The 23,349-nt window shown below is 48.2% G+C and carries 17 protein-coding genes; 9 read left to right on the top strand and 8 right to left on the bottom strand.

All coding sequences use genetic code 11. From position 1 onward, the window contains the following. Positions 1-154: 154 nt before the first annotated feature. Both B4H10_RS10355 and B4H10_RS10350 read right to left on the bottom strand, forming a co-directional pair. A complete protein-coding gene (locus B4H10_RS10355; protein WP_292018792.1) occupies positions 155-1,045 on the bottom strand; it encodes an energy transducer TonB in 891 nt (296 codons plus the stop codon). A 55-nt stretch (positions 1,046-1,100) separates the two neighbouring features. Next, a complete protein-coding gene (locus tag B4H10_RS10350) occupies positions 1,101-3,239 on the bottom strand; it encodes a TonB-dependent receptor (protein WP_292018791.1) in 2,139 nt (712 codons plus the stop codon). Positions 3,240-3,448: 209 nt separating this feature from the next. On the opposite strand from B4H10_RS10350, the gene B4H10_RS10345 reads away from it, so the two are divergent. The 4 genes from B4H10_RS10345 (at position 3,449) to nrdG (ending at position 8,993) form a co-directional block, all read left to right on the top strand. Further along, positions 3,449-4,846 carry a purple acid phosphatase family protein gene (locus B4H10_RS10345; protein WP_292018795.1) on the top strand — a complete coding sequence of 466 codons (1,398 nt, stop codon included), beginning with the start codon at positions 3,449-3,451 and terminating at the stop codon, positions 4,844-4,846. Positions 4,847-4,981: 135 nt separating this feature from the next. Continuing rightward, positions 4,982-5,812: a hypothetical protein gene (locus B4H10_RS10340; protein ID WP_292018790.1), complete on the top strand. Its 831-nt coding sequence runs from the start codon at positions 4,982-4,984 to the stop codon at positions 5,810-5,812. 343 nt (positions 5,813-6,155) lie between these two features. After that, positions 6,156-8,366: an anaerobic ribonucleoside-triphosphate reductase gene (gene nrdD, locus B4H10_RS10335; protein WP_059076140.1), complete on the top strand. Its 2,211-nt coding sequence runs from the start codon at positions 6,156-6,158 to the stop codon at positions 8,364-8,366. Positions 8,367-8,438: 72 nt separating this feature from the next. After that, on the top strand, positions 8,439-8,993 hold the full coding sequence (nrdG, locus tag B4H10_RS10330) for an anaerobic ribonucleoside-triphosphate reductase activating protein (protein WP_113855276.1): 555 nt from the start codon (positions 8,439-8,441) through the stop codon (positions 8,991-8,993). 68 nt (positions 8,994-9,061) lie between these two features. Here nrdG and B4H10_RS10325 read toward each other — a convergent pair whose 3' ends face one another. The 5 genes from B4H10_RS10325 to B4H10_RS10305 all read right to left on the bottom strand — a co-directional run bounded on the left by B4H10_RS10325 (position 9,062) and on the right by B4H10_RS10305 (position 15,073). Next, positions 9,062-10,231 (bottom strand): amidohydrolase, encoded by a 1,170-nt coding sequence (locus B4H10_RS10325; protein ID WP_059076138.1) that lies wholly within the window; start codon positions 10,229-10,231, stop codon positions 9,062-9,064. Positions 10,232-10,381: 150 nt separating this feature from the next. Then, positions 10,382-11,590: a hypothetical protein gene (locus B4H10_RS10320; protein WP_292018789.1), complete on the bottom strand. Its 1,209-nt coding sequence runs from the start codon at positions 11,588-11,590 to the stop codon at positions 10,382-10,384. A gap of 297 nt (positions 11,591-11,887) precedes the next feature. Next, entirely contained in the window at positions 11,888-13,096 is a 1,209-nt protein-coding gene (locus B4H10_RS10315) for a hypothetical protein (RefSeq protein WP_059076136.1), read from the bottom strand. A 294-nt stretch (positions 13,097-13,390) separates the two neighbouring features. Further along, on the bottom strand, positions 13,391-13,954 hold the full coding sequence (locus B4H10_RS10310) for a manganese efflux pump MntP family protein (RefSeq protein ID WP_075581797.1): 564 nt from the start codon (positions 13,952-13,954) through the stop codon (positions 13,391-13,393). Between the two features lie 222 nt (positions 13,955-14,176). Beyond that, positions 14,177-15,073, bottom strand: a complete 897-nt coding sequence (locus B4H10_RS10305; protein ID WP_162816204.1) for a DMT family transporter — start codon at positions 15,071-15,073, stop codon at positions 14,177-14,179. A gap of 202 nt (positions 15,074-15,275) precedes the next feature. Between B4H10_RS10305 and B4H10_RS10300 the strand changes: the two genes are divergently transcribed. The 5 genes from B4H10_RS10300 (at position 15,276) to B4H10_RS10280 (ending at position 21,816) form a co-directional block, all read left to right on the top strand. Continuing rightward, entirely contained in the window at positions 15,276-16,364 is a 1,089-nt protein-coding gene (locus tag B4H10_RS10300; RefSeq protein WP_292018788.1) for a hypothetical protein, read from the top strand. A gap of 21 nt (positions 16,365-16,385) precedes the next feature. Beyond that, a complete protein-coding gene (locus B4H10_RS10295; protein ID WP_292018787.1) occupies positions 16,386-18,314 on the top strand; it encodes a sigma 54-interacting transcriptional regulator in 1,929 nt (642 codons plus the stop codon). A 551-nt stretch (positions 18,315-18,865) separates the two neighbouring features. Beyond that, positions 18,866-20,098, top strand: a complete 1,233-nt coding sequence (locus tag B4H10_RS10290; RefSeq protein WP_292018786.1) for an MFS transporter — start codon at positions 18,866-18,868, stop codon at positions 20,096-20,098. A gap of 17 nt (positions 20,099-20,115) precedes the next feature. Next, on the top strand, positions 20,116-20,787 hold the full coding sequence (locus tag B4H10_RS10285) for a cyclase family protein (protein WP_059076130.1): 672 nt from the start codon (positions 20,116-20,118) through the stop codon (positions 20,785-20,787). Positions 20,788-20,811: 24 nt separating this feature from the next. Then, positions 20,812-21,816, top strand: a complete 1,005-nt coding sequence (locus B4H10_RS10280; RefSeq protein ID WP_292018785.1) for a PdxA family dehydrogenase — start codon at positions 20,812-20,814, stop codon at positions 21,814-21,816. Positions 21,817-21,939: 123 nt separating this feature from the next. On the opposite strand, the gene B4H10_RS10275 is transcribed toward B4H10_RS10280, so the two are convergent. Beyond that, positions 21,940-23,307 (bottom strand): MATE family efflux transporter, encoded by a 1,368-nt coding sequence (locus tag B4H10_RS10275; protein ID WP_292018784.1) that lies wholly within the window; start codon positions 23,305-23,307, stop codon positions 21,940-21,942. Between the last annotated feature and the right edge of the window lie 42 nt (positions 23,308-23,349).

Raw genomic sequence — 23,349 nt, 5'->3', positions numbered from 1 at the left:
GCGCTGATTCTGCATCCTTTTCCGGGAAAAGTCAGAAAATAACTACAGAATCAGATAACAAAAAGACTGCCCTGTGAAGGCAGTCCTTTTGTTATTGGTGCTATGATTCCGACAGACTGTGGAACTCATGTATCCCGTCATGGAGAGAGCGGCATCATGGCTGGAAGTAAATTGTTTTTTCAAATGGTACTTTGACGGGATGACCTTCATAGGTCATAGGAGAAAAACGCATTTGCCATAGTGCCGATTCAGCCGCTTCTCGGAAGCCCAGGTTGGGTGGGTTAGAGAGAATCGAAACTGATTCGACAGAGCCATCCAGGCCGACCAATATATGTGCGGTGACAGATACGGTTTTGGCATATCCGATGGATCGGGCTTCATCGGGATAGACGGCCCGGGCATCCTGCAGAATCTGATAGTCGATGCCGGAGGCGTCGGGAGCGGTATACGATCCGTCGCCATTATCAATGAAACCGGCTCCTAAACCTCCGCCAGTTCCGTTACCGCTTCCATCACCTTCACCAGCACCGTTACCGCTGCCACTACCTTCTCCAGCGCCATCACCGTTACCGGTGCCACTTCCTCCACTGGCATCCCCGCCTATATTGCTGTTGGTACTTTCTGCGGTGGTGCTGCCGGCCGAGGCGGCAGTTGCAGGAACCGGTGTTGCGGCATCCTCTGCTGTATGGGAAGCCGGTGCTGCATCCGGGATGGATATACGGTTCTGATCTGACGGTATCTTGGCGGACTCAGCTGTTGTCGCCACACTGCCTGCACGGTTAACGGCCTGCAGGCTGCTGGAAACGGCTGATTCACTGAGGGGCTGGGGAAAAGCCGTATTCTGCCAGCCGGGGGTTCCGCTGCTACCGCCCCTGCCGCCACCGCCACTGCTACCTGTATTGCCATTTCCTTCCAGTTCGACCATGACCATTTGTGGGGGCTGCGTAGCTGCTGTATGGACAAAAAACAGGGCGAGGATGAAAAAGAAAAGGACATGAATCAGGCCGGATACGGTGTATGCTTTTTTCCAGGAAAGAGTATTCATATACAGGGAGTGCTATCCTTCTGAAGGAGTCAGCATCTCCGGCACCTCCTTAATGTTAAAACGTATATTTGACGCCGCCATAATATGTCCGGTCCGATCCTGCCGTGATGGTGCTATAGGGTCCGATACCAGATTCGTATTCGTAATACGTCTTGTTGAACAGATTGGTGATGCCACCGAATACTTCCAGATTTTTGTTCACTTTATAATGAGCATCGATATCGACGAGAGAGTGAGATCCGATGATTCCGCCATCGTTATCATATTTATCGGCATCGGATAGGAAGTTATTATATTTTCCGATATAGGTGTAGGTGGCGCCCATATTAAATTTTTTATTGAAAGCGTAGTCGGCGCGGAGCATGACTTTATGTTTGGGAACTTTCATGAGCCCGCTCTTGGTATAATCAATCCGGTCTTTCGGGTGTTCTGCCATCCAGGCTTCGCCGGCACCGTTATAATTGCTGCGGCCTTTTAGATACGTATAGCCTTCAGTAAATTTCCATTTTCCTACATGCTGCTGGATTGATAAATCAATTCCCTTTCGCTGTGTTTTCAGAATATTCATGGTTTTCATGTTCAAGTGATTCTGGGCGTCAAAAATATAGAAACGGTTCATTTGATTATCTGTATACGAATAAAAACCTGTCAGGCTGATTGTGGAAGCTCCGATTTTATCACGCCAGCCCACTTCATACATGTTGAAAATTTCGTCATCGGCCCCGGTCGTGACATAGCGCTTGTATCCATCGATACGCGTTTCATCGGTGATCTGCAGGCCGTCGGGGGAAGTAAAGCCCCGTTCCCAGCGGGCGTATATACGTCCTGTATCGTTGTAATGGTATGCTGCCGACAGTTCAGCTGCTGTGTTCCAGCGATTGCTTTCATCAGCGCCGGAAAGTCCGCTGGCTGCCTGTTTGTCAAAGTCCCACAGCAGGCGTTCCCGGCGCAGTCCCTGGGTGAATGTCCATTTCTTTTTGTTCATGACATTCAGAGCATAGAGGGCTTCTACTTTCTTGTCGTAATTAAACGATAATGGTTCCAGTGTATAGGTTTTAGTCCGATAGTTCACTAATTTATAGTTATTATAATCCAGATTAGCTTTTTGCCGGTAGATGTCCAGGCCGAGCAGCAGGTTATTCTGCTTGCCGGAACCGTAGGAATAATCGAATTTCAGTTTGGCCCCTTTAGTATCGTGATACATGCGCTTATCGTCCGTATCGGTATTGCTGTAATACCCCTTGTTATAGAAAAAGTCGCCAATAAACCGCCAGTTGGAGCCAATATTGGATTCATAAGTCATATTATATGAATCGAGATGGCGGTCGCCATTCAGATAATCACGCCGCTGTTCTGTTATTTTGTGACCGTCTGCATCGAGGCCGACTGTGACTGTCTGATAAGCGGGAACATAATTTTTACCTTCTTTCAGCATTTTGGAAATAGAAATATTACCGATATAGCGGCTGTCCTCTTCCAGATGGCTGGCACGGACGGTCAGCCGCTGGTTTTTATCGATGTCATAGCGGAAGCCGCCGTATACATAATCACTATTGCGGTAGGTGTTTTTAAAATAGAGGTTGCGGTTGATTTTGGAATAACCGGCCGTAACGGTCAGCTTGTCATTGACTTTGGATCCGATGTTCAGATTCAGCTTCTCCCCGTCAGAATTCCATTCTGTATTGAGCGTGTTCTGTACCTGATTCATCGTCCGCAGACTCGTCGTAATATTGATGACACCGCCAGAAGCTCCGGAACCGTAAAGGACGGATCCACCACCGGGAATGATTTCAATTTTTTCGATATTTTCCACGGGTACAACATCATAGTTTGTCTTGAGAGGATGATTGACGACAGAGGTAATGGGAGCCCCGTCGAGGAGTACCTGCAGGTTACGGGCAGACTGGTCCGAACCCTGACCACGAATATCGATATCGCCCTGTCCGGTGAGGCCGACGTTGATAGATGGGACATCTTTCAGAATGTCTGACAGGCTGGTGTAGCCCTTTTCCTGGATATCTTTTTTCTGTATGACAATGACTTCTTTTGTATCTTTGAGACGCTCGACTTCCACATAGTCAGGATGGACGTAGGAATCCTGCAATTTAATGGTAGATGGTTCGGCCGCCAGACTGGAACCGCAGGCCAGAAGAACTGAAACTGTCAGCAGTGGTATGTATTGTTTCTTTTTCAAAATAATCCTCCTTATGTATACGAGATTTCACAAACGATTGTGACAATCTTTATCAAGTATACACGCGTAATGTGACAATTTCTACTCCATTCAGACAAAAAGCAATCCATTCCGACATTTTTTTATGCAGACTGTGTCATAACTCTTGCCAGTCCTTCTATTCGTGTTAGAATAGGTCATGCAGTATAAGATAAGAAAGGAACATTGTGATGAAATATAATCATATCATAGCAGGGATACTATCTGTCTTCTGGTGCGCTTCTCTGATGCCGGTTCTGGCGGATACGATTCCTGTCAATAATCTGGTGCAGATAGTGGCCTCCGATTCGGCGACGGCCAAGACTGTGGCCTGGCAGGATGACAGCGGACGCCGTGACTATACCGTTACGTATCGTCAGAAAGGCAGCAGGGAAACAGAAAGGGCCTTTGTCACCAACCCTAAACGCCCGCCTGTATACGATGCGGACTGGGTCCCGCCGTATACGTATGGTGCCTATATGCAGGGACTCCGGCCCGATACGGATTATGAATATGAAATTGCCGATGGGGACGGGGAAAGCGGCTGGTTTCCCTTCCACACGACGACGGAACAGCTCAACCGGTATGAGGTACTCGTCTTCAGTGATACCCAGTCATCAGATTACAGCGTCTGGGGACAGACGGCGCAGTCTGCCTATGAAGCCCATCCCGGAGCCGCTTTTTTTACGGTCGTAGGAGATTTGAGCGATAATGGCCAGTCCTGGTATCAGTGGAAAGAGTGGTACGAAAATACTGATATCCTTACGTCCTATATGCCGATAGCACCGGTCCTGGGGAACCATGAAGCCTATTCTCTGGACTGGAAATTCTGTGAACCCTATACCTATAAGGCGCTGTTTCCCGTACCGTACGGGGCCCCGGAAGGACAGAGCCGCCTGGCCTACTCTTTTGATTATGGCGACGTTCATTACGCAGCTCTTAATACGGATTATGAAGAATTGCACGAGTTATATCCGGACATGATGGAACATGAAGTGACCTGGCTGGATCGGGATCTGGCAAATGCACAGAAACGGGGGAAAAGGCTGATCGTGCTCATGCACCGGCCGGCAGTAACGGCTACATATCGGGCACTTCCTGATATCAACGGGACATATTTCATGCCCCTTTTTGATAAGTACCATGTGCCACTGGTTTTTACGGCCCATGAACACTGCTATGCCCGTACGGAACCGCTGATAGATGGCAGGCCCGGCACAGGAGGCACGACGTATATTTCAACAGGCCGTGCCGGGACGGAATCGTATACGGATACGGTAAAACGATACTGTGATGCGGCTTATTATAATCCTACGGATCAGCCCATGTATCTGGTATTAGATGTAACCCCGGATTCCTTTGTCGTGACGGCATATAAGATGGATGGCGCGGTTATCGATACGGCTTCTATCGCGGCTCCATCTCCTTCAGGAAATACGGTGACTGCATCTGCCGGAACATCCAGTGAGAAAAAGAAAGTCCGCAAAGTAGTCAAGAAACCGGCGGAAAATCGGTTGTTACAGAAGAAGAATTCAACTAAAGACCCCGGCTCTTTACAGAAAGAAAAACCGGAGCGCATACAGAAATAAAGAATGAACGTATCCGGCAACAGGAACGGGAAGGCCTGCCATCGTGTGGCGCAAAGTCTATATCCCGTTCCAGCCGGGCTGTCATGTAATCGTGACAATGGTGTAGTATAATTAGGGAACAGGAGGTAGATAATAATGAAAAATAAAACATGTAAATTCTTGGCTGCCGCTGCGGTACTGGCACTGGGATTTGCCAATACTGCCTTCGTTTCCCAGGCCGCCGGTACAGTTTCCGGTAATTGGGACGACCAGCTGGTACGCCAGATGGATCAATTAGAACAACGTATGGATGCAATGGAACGGCGCATGGACCGCGATATGACAGTGCAGCGTCAGTTCTTCAATGACTGGATGGATCATTCTATGGTTATGCCGGATCCCTTTGCCCGTATCTGGCAGGATAAGTTTCAAAGTCTGGAAAATATGCAGACCATGCTTTCCCAGGAGGGGAAAGGCAACGGCTCTTCTTCCGGGCTGCAGCTTACCGGGACGGATGGCAGTCTGATGCAGTTCAGTACCTGGGGCAATGGGATTCCGGCCGACACCGATATCAGCTATGCCGTATCCAATCAGACGATTGCCGGCGATGTGACGGCCGATGGAAACAGTTCATTAAAACTGGTGCTGCGGGACAAGACCTATTTTAAAGGAGCACTTAATAAAGACAAAACGGCGCGGGCCGTATCGGTCTCTCTCGATAAAGATGCTGTGTGGGACGTAACGGGTACATCTTATGTGACAGCTTTTACGGATGAAGATACGACGCTGGCGAATGTTCACAGTAACGGATATGACATTTATTACAATGGTGATATTCCTGATAATGCCTGGTTGAAAGGGGCTGCACGGAATCTGCCCGGAGGAGGCAGACTGCTTCCGGAAGTACAGAAACCGGAAGTGCAGCAGGCAGCTTCTGACAGCAGGGTGGAAAAAGCGCTAAAGGCAGATACCGGACATACGATGTAACAGGGCGCGTGCAGGCTCCCAGGCTTGTCATAAAAAACACTATATATTGTATAACCGGAAGGTATTCACTTTCTATACGCCTTCCGGTTTTTCTGTGCGCCCGTATAGCGAGGGAATGGCCCGATATAACAGATGATAAATTGATACTGGACAAGGCTTCCTTATATTGTTTTCACAAAAACCTGTGAAATACCAATTCTTCTATTGGCTTTTCCCTTATTTTGTAGTATTATAATACACGGCATTAACGACACTATATATAGTATTTTTAAAACATTAATTGACAATATTTTGTATATAAAAGAGGAATACCTCGTATGTTTGAGACACAAGGAGATGTAGTATGGAACAGGTACAGCAGACAGAAACCATCAATGTAAGGACCCATGTCATCAAGCGCAATGGTCAGGAAGTGGGCTTTGATATTTCCAAAATCATCAATGCAATCAGTAAGGCCAATCAGGAAGTCAGCGGGATTCACCAGATGAACAGCTACCAGATCCGGGCTGTAGCCGACACCATTGCTAAGAATATTGCCAGCCAGCCCCATGCTGTCAATGTCGAAGATATACAAGATATGGTAGAAAAGGGCATCATGGAAATGCGCGGCTATGAAGTGGCCCAGAAGTATGTGCGGTACCGGTATAAGCGTGAAATATCCCGGAAAACGAATACGACAGATGACAGTATCTTGTCACTCATCGAACAGATGAATGAAGAAGTCAAGCAGGAAAATTCCAATAAAAACCCGGTCATTAATTCGACACAGCGGGATTATATGGCGGGAGAAGTCAGCAAGGACCTGACGAGACGAGTTTTATTGCCGGAAGATATTGTCCGGGCTCACGAACAGGGAATCATTCATTTCCATGATATGGATTATTATGCCCAGAAAGAACATAACTGCGACCTCATCAATCTGGAAGATATGTTGCAGAATGGCACTGTCATCAGTGAAACGCTGATTGAAAAACCGCACAGTTTCTTTACAGCTTGTAACGTCACGACCCAGATTGTCGCCCAGGTAGCCAGCAATCAATATGGTGGCCAGTCATTCACACTGGCTCATCTGGCCCCGTTCGTCGATATCAGCCGCCGCAAAATCCGTCGTCAGGTCGAAGAAGAACGGAAGGTATGCGGAGAAAGTCTCGATCCGGCCATTATAGATAAAATCGTTGCCTGCCGGCTGCGGGAGGAAGTAAAGAGCGGTATCCAGACGATACAGTATCAGCTTATTACACTCATGACCTGCAATGGACAGGCACCGTTTGTGACGATGTTCATGTATCTCGATGAAGTGCCGGAAGGTCAGACCCGGGACGACCTGGCCATGATTATTGAAGAAGTGCTGCACCAGCGTATGCAGGGCGTCAAAAATGAAAAGGGAGTCTGGATTACACCGGCTTTCCCGAAATTGATTTACGTCCTCGATGAAGATAATATCAGTGAAGACGCGCCCTATTGGTACCTGACGGAACTCGCTGCGCAATGTACAGCCAAACGGATGGTGCCGGACTATATTTCTGCAAAAATCATGAAACAGCTGAAACAGGGCAATGTCTATACCTGCATGGGCTGCCGGTCCTTCCTTACCGTCGAAGATTCCCAGCGCAATCCCGATGGCAGCCACAAATTTTATGGCCGTTTCAATCAGGGTGTCGTAACCATCAATCTCGTTGATGTGGCCTGTTCGTCTAATGGCGATATGGATAAATTCTGGAACATCCTCGATGAACGGCTGGAACTCTGTCACAGGGCCCTGCGCTGCCGCCATGAACGGCTTTGTGGTACCGTATCGGACGTAGCTCCCATTCTCTGGCAGTATGGCGCTCTGGCACGGCTGAAGAAAGGGGAAACGATTGATAAGCTTCTGTATAATGGCTATTCGACGATTTCCCTCGGATATGCGGGCATCTATGAAATGTGCATGCGCATGCTCGGTAAATCCCATACGACACCGGAAGGCCGGGATTTTGCCCTGTCTGTCATGCAGCGTCTTAATGATAAATGCAAAGAATGGCGGCAGGCAGAAAATATCAGTTATTCTGTATATGGCACGCCCATGGAATCGACGACATACCGCTTTGCCAAATGCCTTCAGAAACGGTTTGGCATTATTAAAGGTGTAACGGATAAAAATTATATCACCAATAGTTACCACGTCCATGTGACGGAACCGATTGATGCGTTCCATAAATTGAAATTCGAAGCCGATTTCCAGCGCCTTTCGCCCGGTGGCGCCATCAGCTATGTTGAAGTGCCGAATATGCAGAATAATATTCCGGCCGTCCTGACAGTTATGAAATACATATATAACAATATTATGTATGCAGAACTCAATACGAAGAGCGATTACTGTGAAGTCTGTGGATATGACGGTGAAATCAAAATCGTAGAAGATGACAGCGGAAAATTGGTCTGGGAATGCCCGAACTGTGGCAACCGGGATCAGAGCAAGATGTCCGTTGCACGCCGGACCTGCGGATACATCGGTACCCAGTTCTGGAATCAGGGGCGTACACAGGAAATCAAGGACCGGGTGCTTCATCTATAAGAAAAAGGAATCGGATTACCAAGGAGTTGCCTGCCTGAGGCAGCTCCTTGTTTCATCACGGAGGCTGAATTTATGAATTATGCAGAAATAAAGGAATACGATATTGCCAATGGTCCGGGCGTGCGGCTGAGTGTATTCGTATCCGGCTGTACCCACCATTGTAAAGGATGTTTTAATCCCATGACCTGGGACTTTTCGTATGGAAAACCATATACACAGGAAACAGAAGACAAGATTATAACCTTACTGGGGGAAGAGTGCTATCAGGGACTGACACTTCTTGGAGGTGAGCCCATGGAACCAGTCAATCAGAAAGGCCTGCTGCCTCTGTTGCGGCGGGTCCGGCAGACCTATCCTCATAAGGATGTATGGTGCTTTACGGGATACCTTTTTGACCGGGATCTTCTGGGGCGCATGGTATCCAGTGTACCGGAAACGAAAGAGCTGCTGTCCTATATTGACGTTCTCGTCGATGGAGAATTTGTCCTGGAGAAAAAAGACGTTACCCTTCTCTTCAAAGGATCCAGTAACCAGCGTACGATCAACGTTCCTGAGTCACTCCGGACGGGGGATATTATTTTCTGGGACCCGGGACATGTATCCATGTCTAAGATGGCAAAAGTATAATGATAATTTGAACGTAATAAAAAGACCTGCTGCATGTGCGGCAGGTCTTTTTACGAGACGTGGACAGATTATTTTTCAGCATTGAAATCCAGTGCTGTCTGGGCATAGAGCATAGCACCGCCCAGGAGGGCACTTTCATCTACGGTGTAGTAGCAGGAATGCTGTGGATAAACGGCTTTGCAAGCTTCATTGCGGATACCAAGCTGGCAGACGCAGCCAGGAACTTTATCCATGAAGAAAGCGAAATCTTCACCGCCCATGGTGGCTGGAACTGCTACGGGAGCATCAGGAGCAATGACTTTGCGGGATGCACCCTGGACAACGGCAGCCATGTGTTCATCGTTGATGACCGGCGGGCAGAGTACTGTATTTTTTGTAACAGCCGTAGCCCGATAGGCGGCAGCTGTTTCGCTGGCGATGCGATCGATGACTTTCGGGAGAGCCGTAAAGATTTCTTTGCTGAAGCAGCGGGATGTGCCACCGAGATGTGCACTTTCGGCAATGACATTCCAGCGGTAGCCGGCTTTGACTTCGCCGACCGTAACGACGACCGGTTCCATCGGCGAGAATTCACGGCTGACCATAGACTGCAGGTTGTTGATGATTGCAGCCTGGACGACAACGGCATCGACGCAGCTGTGCGGAGTAGCACCGTGGCCGCCTTTGCCGGTAACATCAATGGTGAACATGTTAGCAGCACCCATACGCGGACCGGCATCGCAGGAGATATGACCGGCATCGACGTCGAACCAGACGTGAATAGCGAAGCAGCCGTCGACGCCTTCCAATGCCCCGTCTTTAATCATGGCAGGAGCCCCTGTGGCTACTTCTTCAGCCGGCTGGAAAGCCAGTTTAACTGTACCGCAGAGGTCTTCCTTCATATCATTCAGGATATGAGCGGCGGTCAGCATCATGGAAATATGGCAGTCATGGCCGCAGGCATGCATGACGCCTTCGTTCTTGCTGGCAAACGGAAGCCCTGTTTTTTCCGTTACTGTCAAGGCATCCATATCACCGCGGAGGAGAATGGTTTTGCCCGGTTTGCTGCCTTTAATGGTAGCGAGCACGCCTGTTTCCAGACCGCAGGGAACCCAGGGTACGCCGATTTTATCGAGTTCTTCTTTGACGACTTTACTCGTATTGAATTCTTTTTCACTGAGTTCCGGATTTTCATGGAAATACCGTCTCATGTTAATCTGATAGTCAGCATATTTCTTTGCAACTTCTTTGATATCCATGTTAAAAGACCCCTCTTCTTTTAAATAAAAATAAACTTCATTTAGAATATTAAACCTATGAAACATTGCTGTCAAATAAACAGAAAGAAAAAAAGATAAATCAGATTGCTGATTTTGCTATAGTAAAATACGTTATAGTCATTATAGCATTTAAAGCAATGTAGCAAAATATCCGGCAATCAGTACGGATGTAATAGTAACGGAGGTAAAACCGCCGACAATCATACTCGGGAAGATATGACTCATGAGATAACCCCGTTCTACCATATTATCAGCCAGAGAATCACACGTCATTTCGGTAATCAGAGCGTCTGCCGGGAATCCGTAGAGTGCAGTCAGGCCATTGGCAAATGCCAGTGGGAAGGAAATGCGCATGATTTTGGAAATGATGAAGGCAAATACACCCATACCAGCGGTACCGACGAGAATCAGTATGACCATGGGGCCGATAAGAGACATCAGCATGTCCGGTGTGCAGTTCTTCAGGCCGTCAAAGACGAACATCATCAGAGCGAACATGATGATCCAGAACGAACCGGCACGGGTCAGAGAGTTTTGATCCAGAAAGCCGATATAGGTAAAAAATACACCCAGTACCAGTGCCCAGATAGCACCGTTTACCGGTGTGGCCTGACCGAGGAGAATAGCAAACCAGGCAACGAGGCCAAGTTTGGTCATCATGAAGACAGGCGTATTGAATTTGTCCGGCATTTTAGGAATCAGGGTTTTACGCTGAGTGTCATTGGACACAGCGGTCAGTCCGACGTGGGAATTACGTTCGATTTCTTCCGGTGTAAGAACGACTTCACCTGTACGGAGTTGTTTTAAAAGGCGTCTGCCTTCCGCCTGCAGGCAGACCGCTGTGAGCGGATATCCGGCAAAACCTTGGATACAATACATGGCAATAGCAAAGACGGAGGCACTCATGAGACCTGCCTTCGTTGCGGCCTGTTGCATGATGGTCGTAGCGACGATACCACCAGTCAGTGGTGGCAGACCGACGATGACCAGCGTACGGTCCATGAGGAGAGAACCGACAAAATAGCCGATAATGCACATGCCGAGGAGACCGAACAGGCAGATGACGACGGTACGCCATTGATGAATGAGCTGCTGGACGCTGATAATCGTACCGATGTGCACAATCAGAAGGAAGATAGCAATTGTATTGCCAAAAGGCATGAGGCCTGAATTAGTCACCATTTCTTTTGGAAAAATCGTCCAGTAGCCAAGCAACATGAGGCAGGCGGTGACGAAAACCGATGGAATCCAGGCTTTAGATAATTTGGAAACGTATTCGCCGATGACGAATATGACGCCACAGGCAAAAAAGGCCAGGGCAAAGTTATACAGTACCATAATACCAAAACCCCTCTCATATAACTAAATCCCCTCGTTCTGAGGTGGTGACTCATATACTAGTACTGTCAAAATGGTTTGTCAATAAAAAATTAGCTATAATAGATTAAAATATTAAATTAAACGTTTTACTGATATACACAAGATAAGAATATAATAAATGCGATGTAATATATTAATATTTGATTTGTATAATCAGTATAGAGAAGAAGACTTTTTCGATATAAAAAAACAGGCGTTATCCATAAAGAATAACGCCTGTATGGTTTGTACCGATATGTGCAGACCGCTGTCTGATCAGAGCAGGGTAGCAAAGTAACCAGCAATCAGTACGGATGTAATTGTAACGGAAGTAAAGCCGCCAACAATCATGCTCGGGAACATGTGGCTCATGAGATAGCCCCGTTCGACCATATCATCAGCCAGAGAATCGCAGGTCATTTCCGTAATGATGGCATCGCAGGGGAATCCGTAGAGTGCCGTCAGGCCGTTGGCAAAAGCCAGCGGGAAGGAAATCTTGAGGATTTTGGAAATGACAAAGGAGAAAATGCACATGCCCAGCGTCCCGGTAACGATGAGGATGATCATAGGCCCGATGATGGAAATCAGCATATCGGGGGTGCAGTTCTTCAGGCCGTCGAATACGAACATCATCAGGGCAAACATAACAATCCAGTAAGAACCGGCACGGCTCAGCGTGTTCTGTTCGAGGAAGCCGAGGTAGGTGAAGACGACGCCCAGAACAAGTGCCCAGATAGCGCCATTAACGGGTGTTGCCTGACCGAGCAGGATGGCAAACCAGGCGACGAGACCGAGTTTAGTCAGCATGAAGACCGGTGTATTGAATTTCTGCGGCATTTTCGGAATCAGTGTCTTCCGGTTGCTGTCATCGGCAATAGCTGTCATGCCGACATGGGAATTACGTTCGATTTCTTCCGGCGTAAGGACGACTTCTCCCGTGCGGAGCTGTTTCAGAAGACGACGGCCTTCAGCCTGCAGACAGATAGCCGTAAGCGGATAGCCGGCAAAACCCTGGATGCAGTACATAGTGATAGCAAAGACCGATGCCGTCATAAGGCCGGCTTTGGAAGCGGCCATCTGCATGATCGTGGCAGCGACGATACCACCTGTAAGAGGCGGCAGGCCAGCGATGATAAGGGTGCGGTCCATAAAGAGTGAGCCGACGTAATAGCCGATGACGCACATCCCTAAGAGGCCGAACAGACAAATGACGACCGTTTTCCACTGGCGGATGAGTTGCTGGATACTGATAATAGTGCCGATATGAACGATTAGAAGAAAAATAGCGATAGTGTTGGCAAACGGCATGAGACCAGCATTAGTAATCATTTCCTTCGGAAAGATTGTCCAGTAGCCGACCAGCATGATGCAGGCCGTAACGAAAACGGATGGAATCCACGCTTTGGTAATGGTGGATACATATTCACCGATTACGTATGCGCAGCCGCAGGCAAAAAATGCTAAAGCAAAATTGTAAAGGACCATAATACCTGATACTCCCCTCTTAAAACGTAATATATACATGCGTCAGGTATAACGCACGCATACTCTTTACTCCGCCAGTATAGGTTCCTGACGGACTGTCATCTTGTCTCCCCAGACAGCTTGGACAGTAGAACGTTTTTCTATCCCCCTTTTATTCAATTTTGTTCTCATCCTAGCACAAAATATTCACTCCGTCAATAAAAAAATAAACAAAATGCCAGAAAATATTAAAGTTAAGAAGAAACTTAAAAATATTAAGAAAAGTATTTAATGCATTGCATGCAAAATTGAGAACTATAGTATACCAAGCCCCTGCAGGAGAATTTTCAGACCGATAAGGATGAGTACGATACCGCCGAGGCGTTCAGAACTCTTCTGATACCGCAGGCCAAAGAGACTGCCGGCTTTTACGCCGATGGCAGAACAGATGAAAGTCGTACAGCCGATACAGAGCGCGGAGTAGAGAATAGATACGCCCATGAAAGCAAAGGTAACACCTACTGCCAGGGCATCGATGCTGGTGGCGATGGCCAGTATGAGCATGGTCCGGACATCGAGAGCGGCGTCACCGTTATTTTCCTGTTCACTGCTGCCTGATTCGCGGATCATATTGCCACCGATGAGGACGAGCAGGAGGCAGGAAATCCAGTAGTTGTACTGCACGATATAGGTGGAAAAGAAACTGCCCAGAAGATAGCCCAGCGTTGGCATCAGGGCCTGAAAGCCGCCGAACCAGGCACCGGCAATCAGCATATGGCGCAGGCGGATATGTCCAAGGGAAAGGCCTTTACAGACCGATACGGCAAAGGCATCCATGGAAAGACCCAGGGCCAGTAAAAATAATTCGATGGTATTCATGAGGGATGGCTCCTTTTCTGTATAAAAAATCATAAAAAAAAGAGACGTAAAGACAGAAAAACTGTCTTCAAGTCTCATCATTTCAAATAGTACCGGGTGCGGGCACCAGTATGTCGATACTACTATACATATTTCTATGTACCGATTACTCCCTTGAGGTAATGTACACATTATATAGTATCTATACATTCATGTCAATAAAATTGAGAAAATAGTTGAGAATCAGGTCTGGCTTTTCATGGTAATAAGATAGACAGTGGCGATGATGCAGGCAAATCCAATGAAATCGGTGAACGAAAAGGGTGTGCCCAGGAAGAACAGAGAGGAGAGCGTAGCCGAAACCGGCTCAAGGGTGCCGATAAAAGTTGCTTTGACCGGACCGATATCACCGACGCCGCGCAGAAACAAGGTGAAGGAGGCTACCGTGCCAATCAGGACAATAAAGGCGATTGCCAGGATTCCGGCCGTATCGAGGTTCATGGCGCTCTGCCAGGGGCGCAGGCAGAGCGTCAGCACGATGCCTCCGATGAGCATACCCAGGGCATTGACGGGAAGCGTTCCCCATTTGCGGATTTGTTTATGGGGAATAACCGTGTACAGGATAGAGCCGATAGCGGCGCCGATGCCCCAGAACAGTCCCTGGGGAGAGATGACCATAGTTTGTATCTGGCCGCCTGTGGCAATGAGGAAAACTCCGGCTAATGCCAGAAAGATGGCTATTATCTGCCAGCGGTCGGGCCAGCGCCGGAAGCGGATGGCCGCTACGCAGGACATAAGGGCTACATTAAGGGATTGCAGGACCGTGGCTGTTCCTGAATTGGCGTATTGGATAGCTGATAGATACGTAAGCTGACAGGTAACGAGTCCGAATACAGAAAAGGCCGCCAGTTGTACCATATCGCGCCGGTTGTGCAAAAGGGCTGTCAATGTTTGCCGCTGCAGGGAAATGACCAGAATCATGAGGACGATACCGGCACCGAGCATGCGGATATTCGTCAGGAGCAGGGCGTCTATGGTGTAGTGCATGAATAAATACTGGCCGCATGTGCCGGACAGTCCCCAGCTGAGTGCGCCGAAAGTGGCACAGACCATTCCTCGTTTTACATTTTCATCTGCCATACTATCGTCCCTTCTGTGTATTTTCTTCATTATAAGAAATGAAAAAGGGATTGTAAAGGCATGGGAAATGAGAAAATAGTGCCATATCAGAAAGAAATAATCATTTGTTCATTCAGGCCGGGCATGATACAATATAAAATAAGGTACTATATATATGTAATATAGAATATAAAGAATATTATGTGAGTGAGGAGGAATTATCATGAGTTGGTCTATGCCAGTTTATACTGCACCGGATTTTACGAAAGAACCGTTTGTCCATGCTCCGGACGTTACATTAGTGCCGGCACCGACAGATGGAGGAGCTCCAGATCAGTACCATTCCATGTCGATTTTCCCGGAATACTTTAAAATAAACGGACATTGGCTTCTGGCCGAAGAAAGCCGGATGGACTGCGTGCCCGTATATGATGGTCAGAAAATCCGCATCGTGGAATTCCGTAACCTGAAAAAAGGGGACCTTGTCGTCATAGGGCGGAAAGAATGCGGTGAAGAAGGGATTTATGTACACGTCGATGGCTTTTTGACGGAAGAAGAGAAACATAAAGATACGTTCGTATTCCGCACAGGCCGCTCGCGGGAAACGTCGTATTCCAAAGATTACGATTCTATCTATGAACTCCTGCGGCATGAAAAAGCCCATGGCAAAGTGGTCTGGATTCTGGGACCGGCTTGCGCTTTTGATGCCGATTCGCGAAAGGCCTTTTCGGATCTTGTACGCAATGGCTATGTCAATGGACTCATGGCGGGAAATGCGCTGGCTACCCATGATCTGGAAGCGGCGTATCTGGGGACGGCTCTGGGGCAGGATATCTATACCCAAAAGCTGGCACCGCTGGGACATTATAACCATCTCGATACGATTAACAAAGTACGTCAGTATGGTTCCATTCATTCTTTTATTGAACAGGAACATATAGACAATGGGATTATCGCGGCATGTGACCAGTGTCACGTCCCGCTCGTACTGGCCGGTTCTATCCGCGATGACGGTCCTCTTCCGGAAGTCATTAGAAATGTCTATCAGGCACAGGATGCGATGAGGGCCATGATCAGCGATGCCACGACGATTATCTGTATGGCCACCATGCTTCATTCCATAGCGACCGGCAATATGTTCCCGTCGTATCGCGTGGTGGATGGTGTCGTACGTCCGACTTATTTTTATTGTGTCGATATTTCAGAATTTGCTGTCAACAAATTGCGTGACCGGGGCAGTCTGAGTGTCGATTCTATCGTAACTAATGTGCAGGATTTCATCGTCAATGTGCGCAACAATCTCTGCTGTTGATAAGGAGACAGGCTGAAAGCTATGAAAATTACGTTCTTTTTGCCATATATGGAAATGAAAGACGTCGTCTGCCATACGTTTCTTGAGCAACAGGAGCAGAGCGGGGAAGAGTGGCAGCTGGAAACGATACTCCGGCTGGGAACTCAGATCCTGGATGATGTGGCTATTGGCGGCGACGTAGTTGTGGCCAGAGGGGCTACGTATCGTAAACTGAAACAATTGCTGAAGCATGTGCCGGTTACGGAACTGAAAATCAGTGGATACGATATCATGCGGGCGGCGCTGGCCTGTAAAAAAGAATCGGGCGAAGAACGTATCGGGTTCATTGGAACGACGGAAATGATTTACGGCGCCCAGCATATTTCTGAATTGATACCCGTAGAGCTGGTAACTGCTGCGGCATTTGAAGAAGATGGCATACGGGAACGACTTCTGGAAATGAAAGAAAAAGGAGTCAGAGCGGTCATCGGCGGTGTGACGGCTACGATTATTGCCCGCAAACTGGGCTTTTCTGCTGTTCGCATCAGCTCCGGCCGGGAAGCTGTGTATCAGGCGCTGGTAGAGGCAAAAAGGGCTTATCAGCTTTCCCTGCAGGAACGGCGCCGGGCCGAACTGTTCCGGGCTATTCTGAACTATACGAACGATGGCATCATTGCCGTGGATAAGAACGATGAGATTCTGCTCATAAACCGGGAAGCCGCAAATATTACAGGACTTTCGCCACAGAGCACGGGCAAGCGGCTGGCATCTCTTTTACCTCATATCCCCCTGCGCCAGGTGGTGGAAACGGCCCAGCCGGTACTCAACCGCATTACCCGTTTCAACGACCAGGATGTCACTCTGACCTGTATTCCCATGCAGACGGGAAATCAGACAATTGGTGCCGTTGCGGCATTTCAGCCCGTATTGAAGGTGCAGAACCTGGGAAATGAAATCCGGCGCAAAAAAAATCAGAAAGGGCATATAGCCAAAGCTCACTTTGATGATATTTTGGGCGAGAGCCCGGCTCTTCTGGAAACGATTCATCTGGCTAAACAGTACAGCAAGGCCGATGCCAATGTGCTAATCAATGGCGAGACGGGTACAGGGAAGGAACTCTTTGCCCAGAGTATCCATAATGCCAGCAGCCGCAGCCGGGAACCATTTGTCGCTGTAAACTGTGCCGTCCTTTCGGAAAATCTTCTGGAAAGTGAACTCTTCGGCTATGTGGAAGGCGCCTTTACCGATGCACGGAAGGGCGGTAAGAGCGGCCTCTTTGAAGCGGCCCACCACGGTACGCTCTTTCTGGATGAAATAGCGGAAATTTCTCCACGTATGCAGGGACTGCTTTTGCGGGTATTGCAGGAACATGAAATCATGCGCGTCGGCGATGACCGGATTATTCCCGTCGATGTCCGCGTCATCGCGGCGACCAACCGGGATTTGGCGGCTATGAGCCGGGAAGGGAAATTTCGGTTAGACCTATATTATCGCCTTAATACGCTGCATCTGGTACTGCCGCCATTGCGTGAACGGGGCCGTGATGTACTGTTTCTGTTCCGGCGCTTCCTTTCAGGAATCTACAGCCGTGATGGCATTATCTGGAAGGGAATGACCAAGGATGCAGAAGACTGTCTCCTGCAGCAACGCTGGGATGGGAATATCCGCGAATTATATAATGTAGCGGAACGCATTGCCGTTTTTACAGAAGGTGCCGAACTGCATGAAAATGATTTGCGTATTGCCCTGAGCGGAGGCGTACAGACTGGAACTACCCAGCAGGCCCTGCCAGAAGAGCGGCCAATGCCTGCAGAGCAGAAAACCGTGGCAGCGCCGGCAGCCGGAGAGATGGATGAATACCAGCGTATCCGGCAAGTGCTGGAAGAAACTCACTATCATTATGGACATGCAGCAGAACGATTGGGAATCAGCCGTACGACACTGTGGCGGAAAATGAAGCAGATGAAGTGACAGGATAGAATCGGTGGCTGCACATCGGTTCTCCTCTTAGAATGTTGATTGAAGAAGACCGTGTACCGCGAGGTATGCGGTTTTTTTCTTATATTGAAGTTTGTTCCTTGCATAAAAGGTTTGTGAAACAGAATAATTCCGAAGTAATTATTCTGTTTCACAAAATGAAAAATATGAAACGGTAAATATGAAAAACAGAAAAGATATGTTCCATTGAACGATGCCTTAATCGAAATAGAAGGCTTTTTTGTGTGTAAATTATGTGAAAATTTTATCTTTTCAAATCATGTTGAAATAAAAAGAGCATATCTTATGTTATTACATCATAGGTGGCAGTTTGTAAATACGCATTGGCATAAATATTTCATATAGACATGCGAAACGTGAGAATAAACGAAATGGCCATTTGATTTAATACTCGAACGTTGACCGTAATATGTTTCAATCTTGTTTTTATTCTATTATAATGAACTAATACGGACGTAAAGGAGAAAAAAATGAATACGGTTCCAAAGAAAAGATGGTTTAGAATTTTACCGGCAGTATTTCTTATGTACTGCATCAACATGATTGACAGAAATAATATCGGTTTTGCCTTCCCGGGCATGGAATCAGACCTGGGGATTGGTGCTACCTATGCCGGTCTTGCCGGTGGTATTTTTGCTATTGGTTACTTATTCCTTCAGGTTCCCGGCGGCTTATGGGCAGAACGCTGGAGTGCTAAGAAACTGATTGGCGTAGCTCTCATTGCGTGGGGAATCTTTGCTGCTGCTACCGGCTTTATCCAGAACGTGACACAGCTTCTGATTGTCCGCTTTATGATCGGTTTCGTCGAAGGCTGTATCCTGCCAGCCATTGTATTGCTCCTGAAACGGTGGTTCCCGCTGGATGAACGGGCCCGGGCCAATGGCATCTGGATGCTTTCCATTCCGTTTGCAGCCATGATTATGTCGCCTATCTGCGGTTTCATCCTTACCTATGCTACCTGGCGTGAAATGTTCTGGATTGAAGGCGCATTCCCGATTATATTCTGCATTATCTGGATGCTCTGCATTACGGATCATCCGCAAGATGCCAAATGGCTTTCTGAAGAAGAACGGAATTACCTTGTCAATGCTGCTGCAAAAGAAGAATCGAAAATTGCCACTAAAGGTATGTCGGTCATGGAAGCCCTTAAGACCCGTAATGTAATCATTCTCATTGCTATCTGGTTCCTGACACAGACCGGATTTGCCGGTTATTCTATCTGGCTTCCGACCATGATGAAAGATTTGACGGGCAGCAGCCAGATGCTGGTTGGCCTGCTGACTTCCGTTCCCTGGTTCTTTGCCATGATTATGCTGACTTTGAACTCCCGCCATTCCGATAAGACGGGTGAACGCCGTTTCCACATGATTGTACCGGCTGTTACATCGGCTCTGTGCCTGCTGGCTTCTACACTTCTGGCAAGTTCTGGTAATGTTACGGCAGCCGTCATCGCCCTGATTTGCTGTGGCGGCCTGATCCAGTGCTACTATGGTATCTGGTGGGCTATTCCGACAACATTCCTTACGGCAGATGTACTGGCTGTTACCCTGGGTGTCATCAACGCAGTCGGCAACCTGGGCGGTTTCTTCGGACCATGGCTCTTTGGTTATTTCACAACCGTTACGGGAAGCTCCCTGGGCGGCATGGTATTCCTGGTCGCTGCTTCCATCGTAGCGCCGCTTCTTCTGTTATTCCTGAAAAAAGATGCAACGAAAGCACCGTCTGCTACGGCTGCCCCGGTAAGTAAAGAAGCTTAAAAGGAGATGCAAATATCATGAAGTTGATCGATTTATCTTTTCCTATCCGTGATCATTGGCGTTGGGGATATAAACAAAGTTTGAAACATACATTAGAAGCCGGCGATGATTTCCGCGCTTCTGTCATGACGCTTCCGGCACATGCCTTTACTCATGTTGATACACTGCTGCACTGTAAACCAGGTGGTGCGCCGGCTTTGGACGAACTGCCTGTCGATACCTATAGCGGGGCTGCAGCCGTCATCGACCTTTCTCATATCGGTGCCGATCATGAAATCACGGCAGATGATTTAAAAGAACATGCCAAGGATATCCGTGAAGGGGACATTATTATCTTAAAGACCTGCTGGGATAAGAAACGTGATATCCAGTCTAAAGAATATTGGACGGATGCTCCTTTTGTCAGTGAAGAAGCAGCTGACTGGCTCTATGCCCAAAAGCCTAAGGCTGTCGCCTTTGATTTTCCGCAGGATCAGATTCTTAAACAGGCGGCTACGTATAAAGGATGCCTGCCTATGAGTGAATCGACGACACATTACGCATTACTCCTGAAAGGTGTATTCCTTATTGAATATCTGGCGGGTCTGGATCAGATTACAGAAGACAGAATTACCTTTATGGCTCTGCCGCTGCGCCTTGTAGGTGTGGAAGGCTGCCCCGTACGGGCTGTGGCCGTCAAATCTTTATAATAACGTAAGGAGAAATATATAACTATGAAACCAATTATCGGTATATTTTTAGGAGAAGCAGCCGGTGTAGGCCCGGAACTGATTGCCAAATTGGTAGCAGAAAAAATGCCGGATACGTGCTGCCGCCCTGTACTCATCGGCGATGCCCGTGTATTGCGCCGTGGGATGGAAATTTCTCACGTTGATTTTCCATTCACCTGTGTAGATAGGGTAGATCAGATTGACTGGGATGGTCCTGTTTCCATCATTGATTTGAAAAATCTGGACCCTGATACGGTCAAAATCGGAGAAGTCGATCCTAAATCCGGCAAAGTGACCGGTGATACCCTCGTGTATTCGATGGACCTTTTGAAGGATCATCAGATTGATGGCTTCGTCTTTGGCCCTCTCAACAAACAGGCTTTCAAACGGGGCGGGTATCATGTAGAAGACGAACATGAACTCTTTGCCCAGTGCCTCGACTGGATGGATAAACCCCGCGGTATCCTCAATGTCATGAATAAATTGTGGACATTCCGCGTGACGACGCACATCCCCTTCAAAGAAGTACCTAAATATATTACTAAAGAAAACGTCCTGAAGACCATCGATCTGACCTATCAGACGATGAAACGGGCTGGCTATGATAATCCCCGTATTGCTCTGGCAGCACTCAATCCGCATTGCGGGGAAGGGGGCCTGTGCGGTACCGAAGAAATCGATATCCTCAAGCCCGTCGTAGAAAGCCTGCAGGTCCAGGGCAAAGATATTGTCGGTCCCGTATCGGCAGATACCATTTTCATGCATGCCTTCCGTGGCGAATACGATGCCGTCGTGACGTTGTATCATGACCAGGGGCAGATTGCTACGAAACTCCTGGCTTTTGATGAAGGAGTTACCGTAGCCGGTGGCCTGCCGTATGCCATTACGACGCCGGAACATGGAACGGCATTTGATATTGCCGGCAAAGGTATTGCCAAAACGAGCTCGTTTGCCCATGCAATCCGTCTGGCAGCCCAGATGTCCGGCTGGAGGGGAGAAGAAGCATGATCATCTGCTTTTTGCAGATGCGTAAAAAAAGGTTCCGGTGGCAGCACACCGGAACCTCTTATAAGACGTTAATGAAAAAGACCGTATACCTCCGGGTATGCGGTCTTTTTCATTTGGACACAGTCATTTTTGCCGGACCCGGGATTTTTTCCAGGCGCCGCTCAGGTAAAAGAGGATACCTACCCAGAATGGCGTGAAGTTGGCCAGGGCATCCCCGAGCCAGAAGCCCATATAGCGCATATTCAGATAGACGCCGAACAGGACGGACAGACCCAGCCGCAGGATGAGGCCGTCAAAGAGGGCTGTTGCAAAGTTTACTTTGGTATTGCCGCTGCCATTAATGAGGGAATTCATGGCAGACCGGCCGGCACAGCTGAAAAAGCAGAGGATACCAATGGGGACATATTCTATGCCGATACGGGCTACTTCAGGGTCATCGGTAAATATCTGAAAAATTTCTACCGGCCAGGTGTACAGCAGGATAGAAAAAAGGATAGCCAGAGTAACGGTGATGCGGAAGATGGACCAGATAATCTGATTGACCCGTTCGTACCGGGCAGCTCCGATGTTCTGCCCTATCATGGATGATCCGGCTGTATTGATGGCATTGGAAATAAGATTGGATGTTACATAGAGACGGTTGGCCACTCCGGAAAATGCGGAAACGGCTACGCCATAGGAATTAATCCATGAATTGACGAATAATTTGGAAAATTGGACAGAAGCGTTTTTGATGGCCATGGGAACGCCTAGTTTGAGAAGATCACCGGCAATCTGAAAATCAGGATGAAAGAATTCTCCCAGGGAAGCAGGCAGGTAGTACTGGCTGCGATGGCGCCAGATAAAACAGGATGCGGCCAGAAAACTGACTCCCTGACTGAATACGGTAGCCAAGGCAGCGCCGGCGGCTCCCAGATTCCAGAAGCAGACGAAAACGAGATCCAGAATGACGTTGAGGACTGTAGCGCAGGCAATGAAATAAAAGGGATGCCGGGCATCCCCCATGCCACGGAGAATAGCACTGGCAGCATTGTATCCGTAGATAAACAGAATGCCTGTCATGCTTACGACGGCATATCCCATCGTTTCGCCATATGCTTCAGGCGGTGTATTCATGAGAGCCATAATGGCGTGCCGTTCATACAGGCAACCTGCGGTCATAAGCAGAGCAAAAAAGAGCAGCAACAGGAGCAGGGTACTTACCAGAGCAGCCAGCTGATCATGACGCCGGGCCCCGATATACTGGGATATGAGAATCTGGCCGGCGCTGGAAAACCCCATAGCGATAAAAGTCAGGCAATTCGTCAGGTCCCCGCCGATAGAAACTGCCGACAGGCCAGCCTTTCCCAGTACCTGGCCGACAATAATCATATCTGCCATATTATATGTAATTTGTAATAACTGGGACAAAAGCATAGGCAGGGCGAACCAGAGAAGCTGCCGGGTGACGCTGCCTGTCGTAAAGTCCGTGACATAAGTTGATTTATTCATTGCAGCTGAAACACAGAGAGCCTGTAGCATAGAATTCGCTGC

This window comes from Megasphaera sp. UBA4382 (genome assembly GCF_002391155.1).
GTDB classification, from domain to species: Bacteria; Bacillota; Negativicutes; order Veillonellales; family Megasphaeraceae; genus Megasphaera; species Megasphaera hexanoica.
This window is presented reverse-complemented; position numbering and strand designations above follow the sequence as displayed.

Excerpts from the sequence above, each read along its gene's own strand:
- B4H10_RS10355 (WP_292018792.1), bottom strand. The coding sequence starts at position 1,045 with ATGAATACTCTTTCCTGGAAAAAAGCATACACCGTATCCGGCCTGATT.
- B4H10_RS10345 (WP_292018795.1), top strand. The coding sequence starts at position 3,449 with ATGAAATATAATCATATCATAGCAGGGATACTATCTGTCTTCTGGTGC.
- B4H10_RS10340 (WP_292018790.1), top strand. The coding sequence starts at position 4,982 with ATGAAAAATAAAACATGTAAATTCTTGGCTGCCGCTGCGGTACTGGCA.
- nrdD (WP_059076140.1), top strand. The coding sequence starts at position 6,156 with ATGGAACAGGTACAGCAGACAGAAACCATCAATGTAAGGACCCATGTC.
- nrdG (WP_113855276.1), top strand. The coding sequence starts at position 8,439 with ATGAATTATGCAGAAATAAAGGAATACGATATTGCCAATGGTCCGGGC.
- B4H10_RS10325 (WP_059076138.1), bottom strand. The coding sequence starts at position 10,231 with ATGGATATCAAAGAAGTTGCAAAGAAATATGCTGACTATCAGATTAAC.
- B4H10_RS10320 (WP_292018789.1), bottom strand. The coding sequence starts at position 11,590 with ATGGTACTGTATAACTTTGCCCTGGCCTTTTTTGCCTGTGGCGTCATA.
- B4H10_RS10315 (WP_059076136.1), bottom strand. The coding sequence starts at position 13,096 with ATGGTCCTTTACAATTTTGCTTTAGCATTTTTTGCCTGCGGCTGCGCA.
- B4H10_RS10310 (WP_075581797.1), bottom strand. The coding sequence starts at position 13,954 with ATGAATACCATCGAATTATTTTTACTGGCCCTGGGTCTTTCCATGGAT.
- B4H10_RS10305 (WP_162816204.1), bottom strand. The coding sequence starts at position 15,073 with ATGGCAGATGAAAATGTAAAACGAGGAATGGTCTGTGCCACTTTCGGC.
- B4H10_RS10300 (WP_292018788.1), top strand. The coding sequence starts at position 15,276 with ATGAGTTGGTCTATGCCAGTTTATACTGCACCGGATTTTACGAAAGAA.
- B4H10_RS10295 (WP_292018787.1), top strand. The coding sequence starts at position 16,386 with ATGAAAATTACGTTCTTTTTGCCATATATGGAAATGAAAGACGTCGTC.
- B4H10_RS10290 (WP_292018786.1), top strand. The coding sequence starts at position 18,866 with ATGTACTGCATCAACATGATTGACAGAAATAATATCGGTTTTGCCTTC.
- B4H10_RS10285 (WP_059076130.1), top strand. The coding sequence starts at position 20,116 with ATGAAGTTGATCGATTTATCTTTTCCTATCCGTGATCATTGGCGTTGG.
- B4H10_RS10280 (WP_292018785.1), top strand. The coding sequence starts at position 20,812 with ATGAAACCAATTATCGGTATATTTTTAGGAGAAGCAGCCGGTGTAGGC.
- B4H10_RS10275 (WP_292018784.1), bottom strand. The coding sequence starts at position 23,307 with ATGAATAAATCAACTTATGTCACGGACTTTACGACAGGCAGCGTCACC.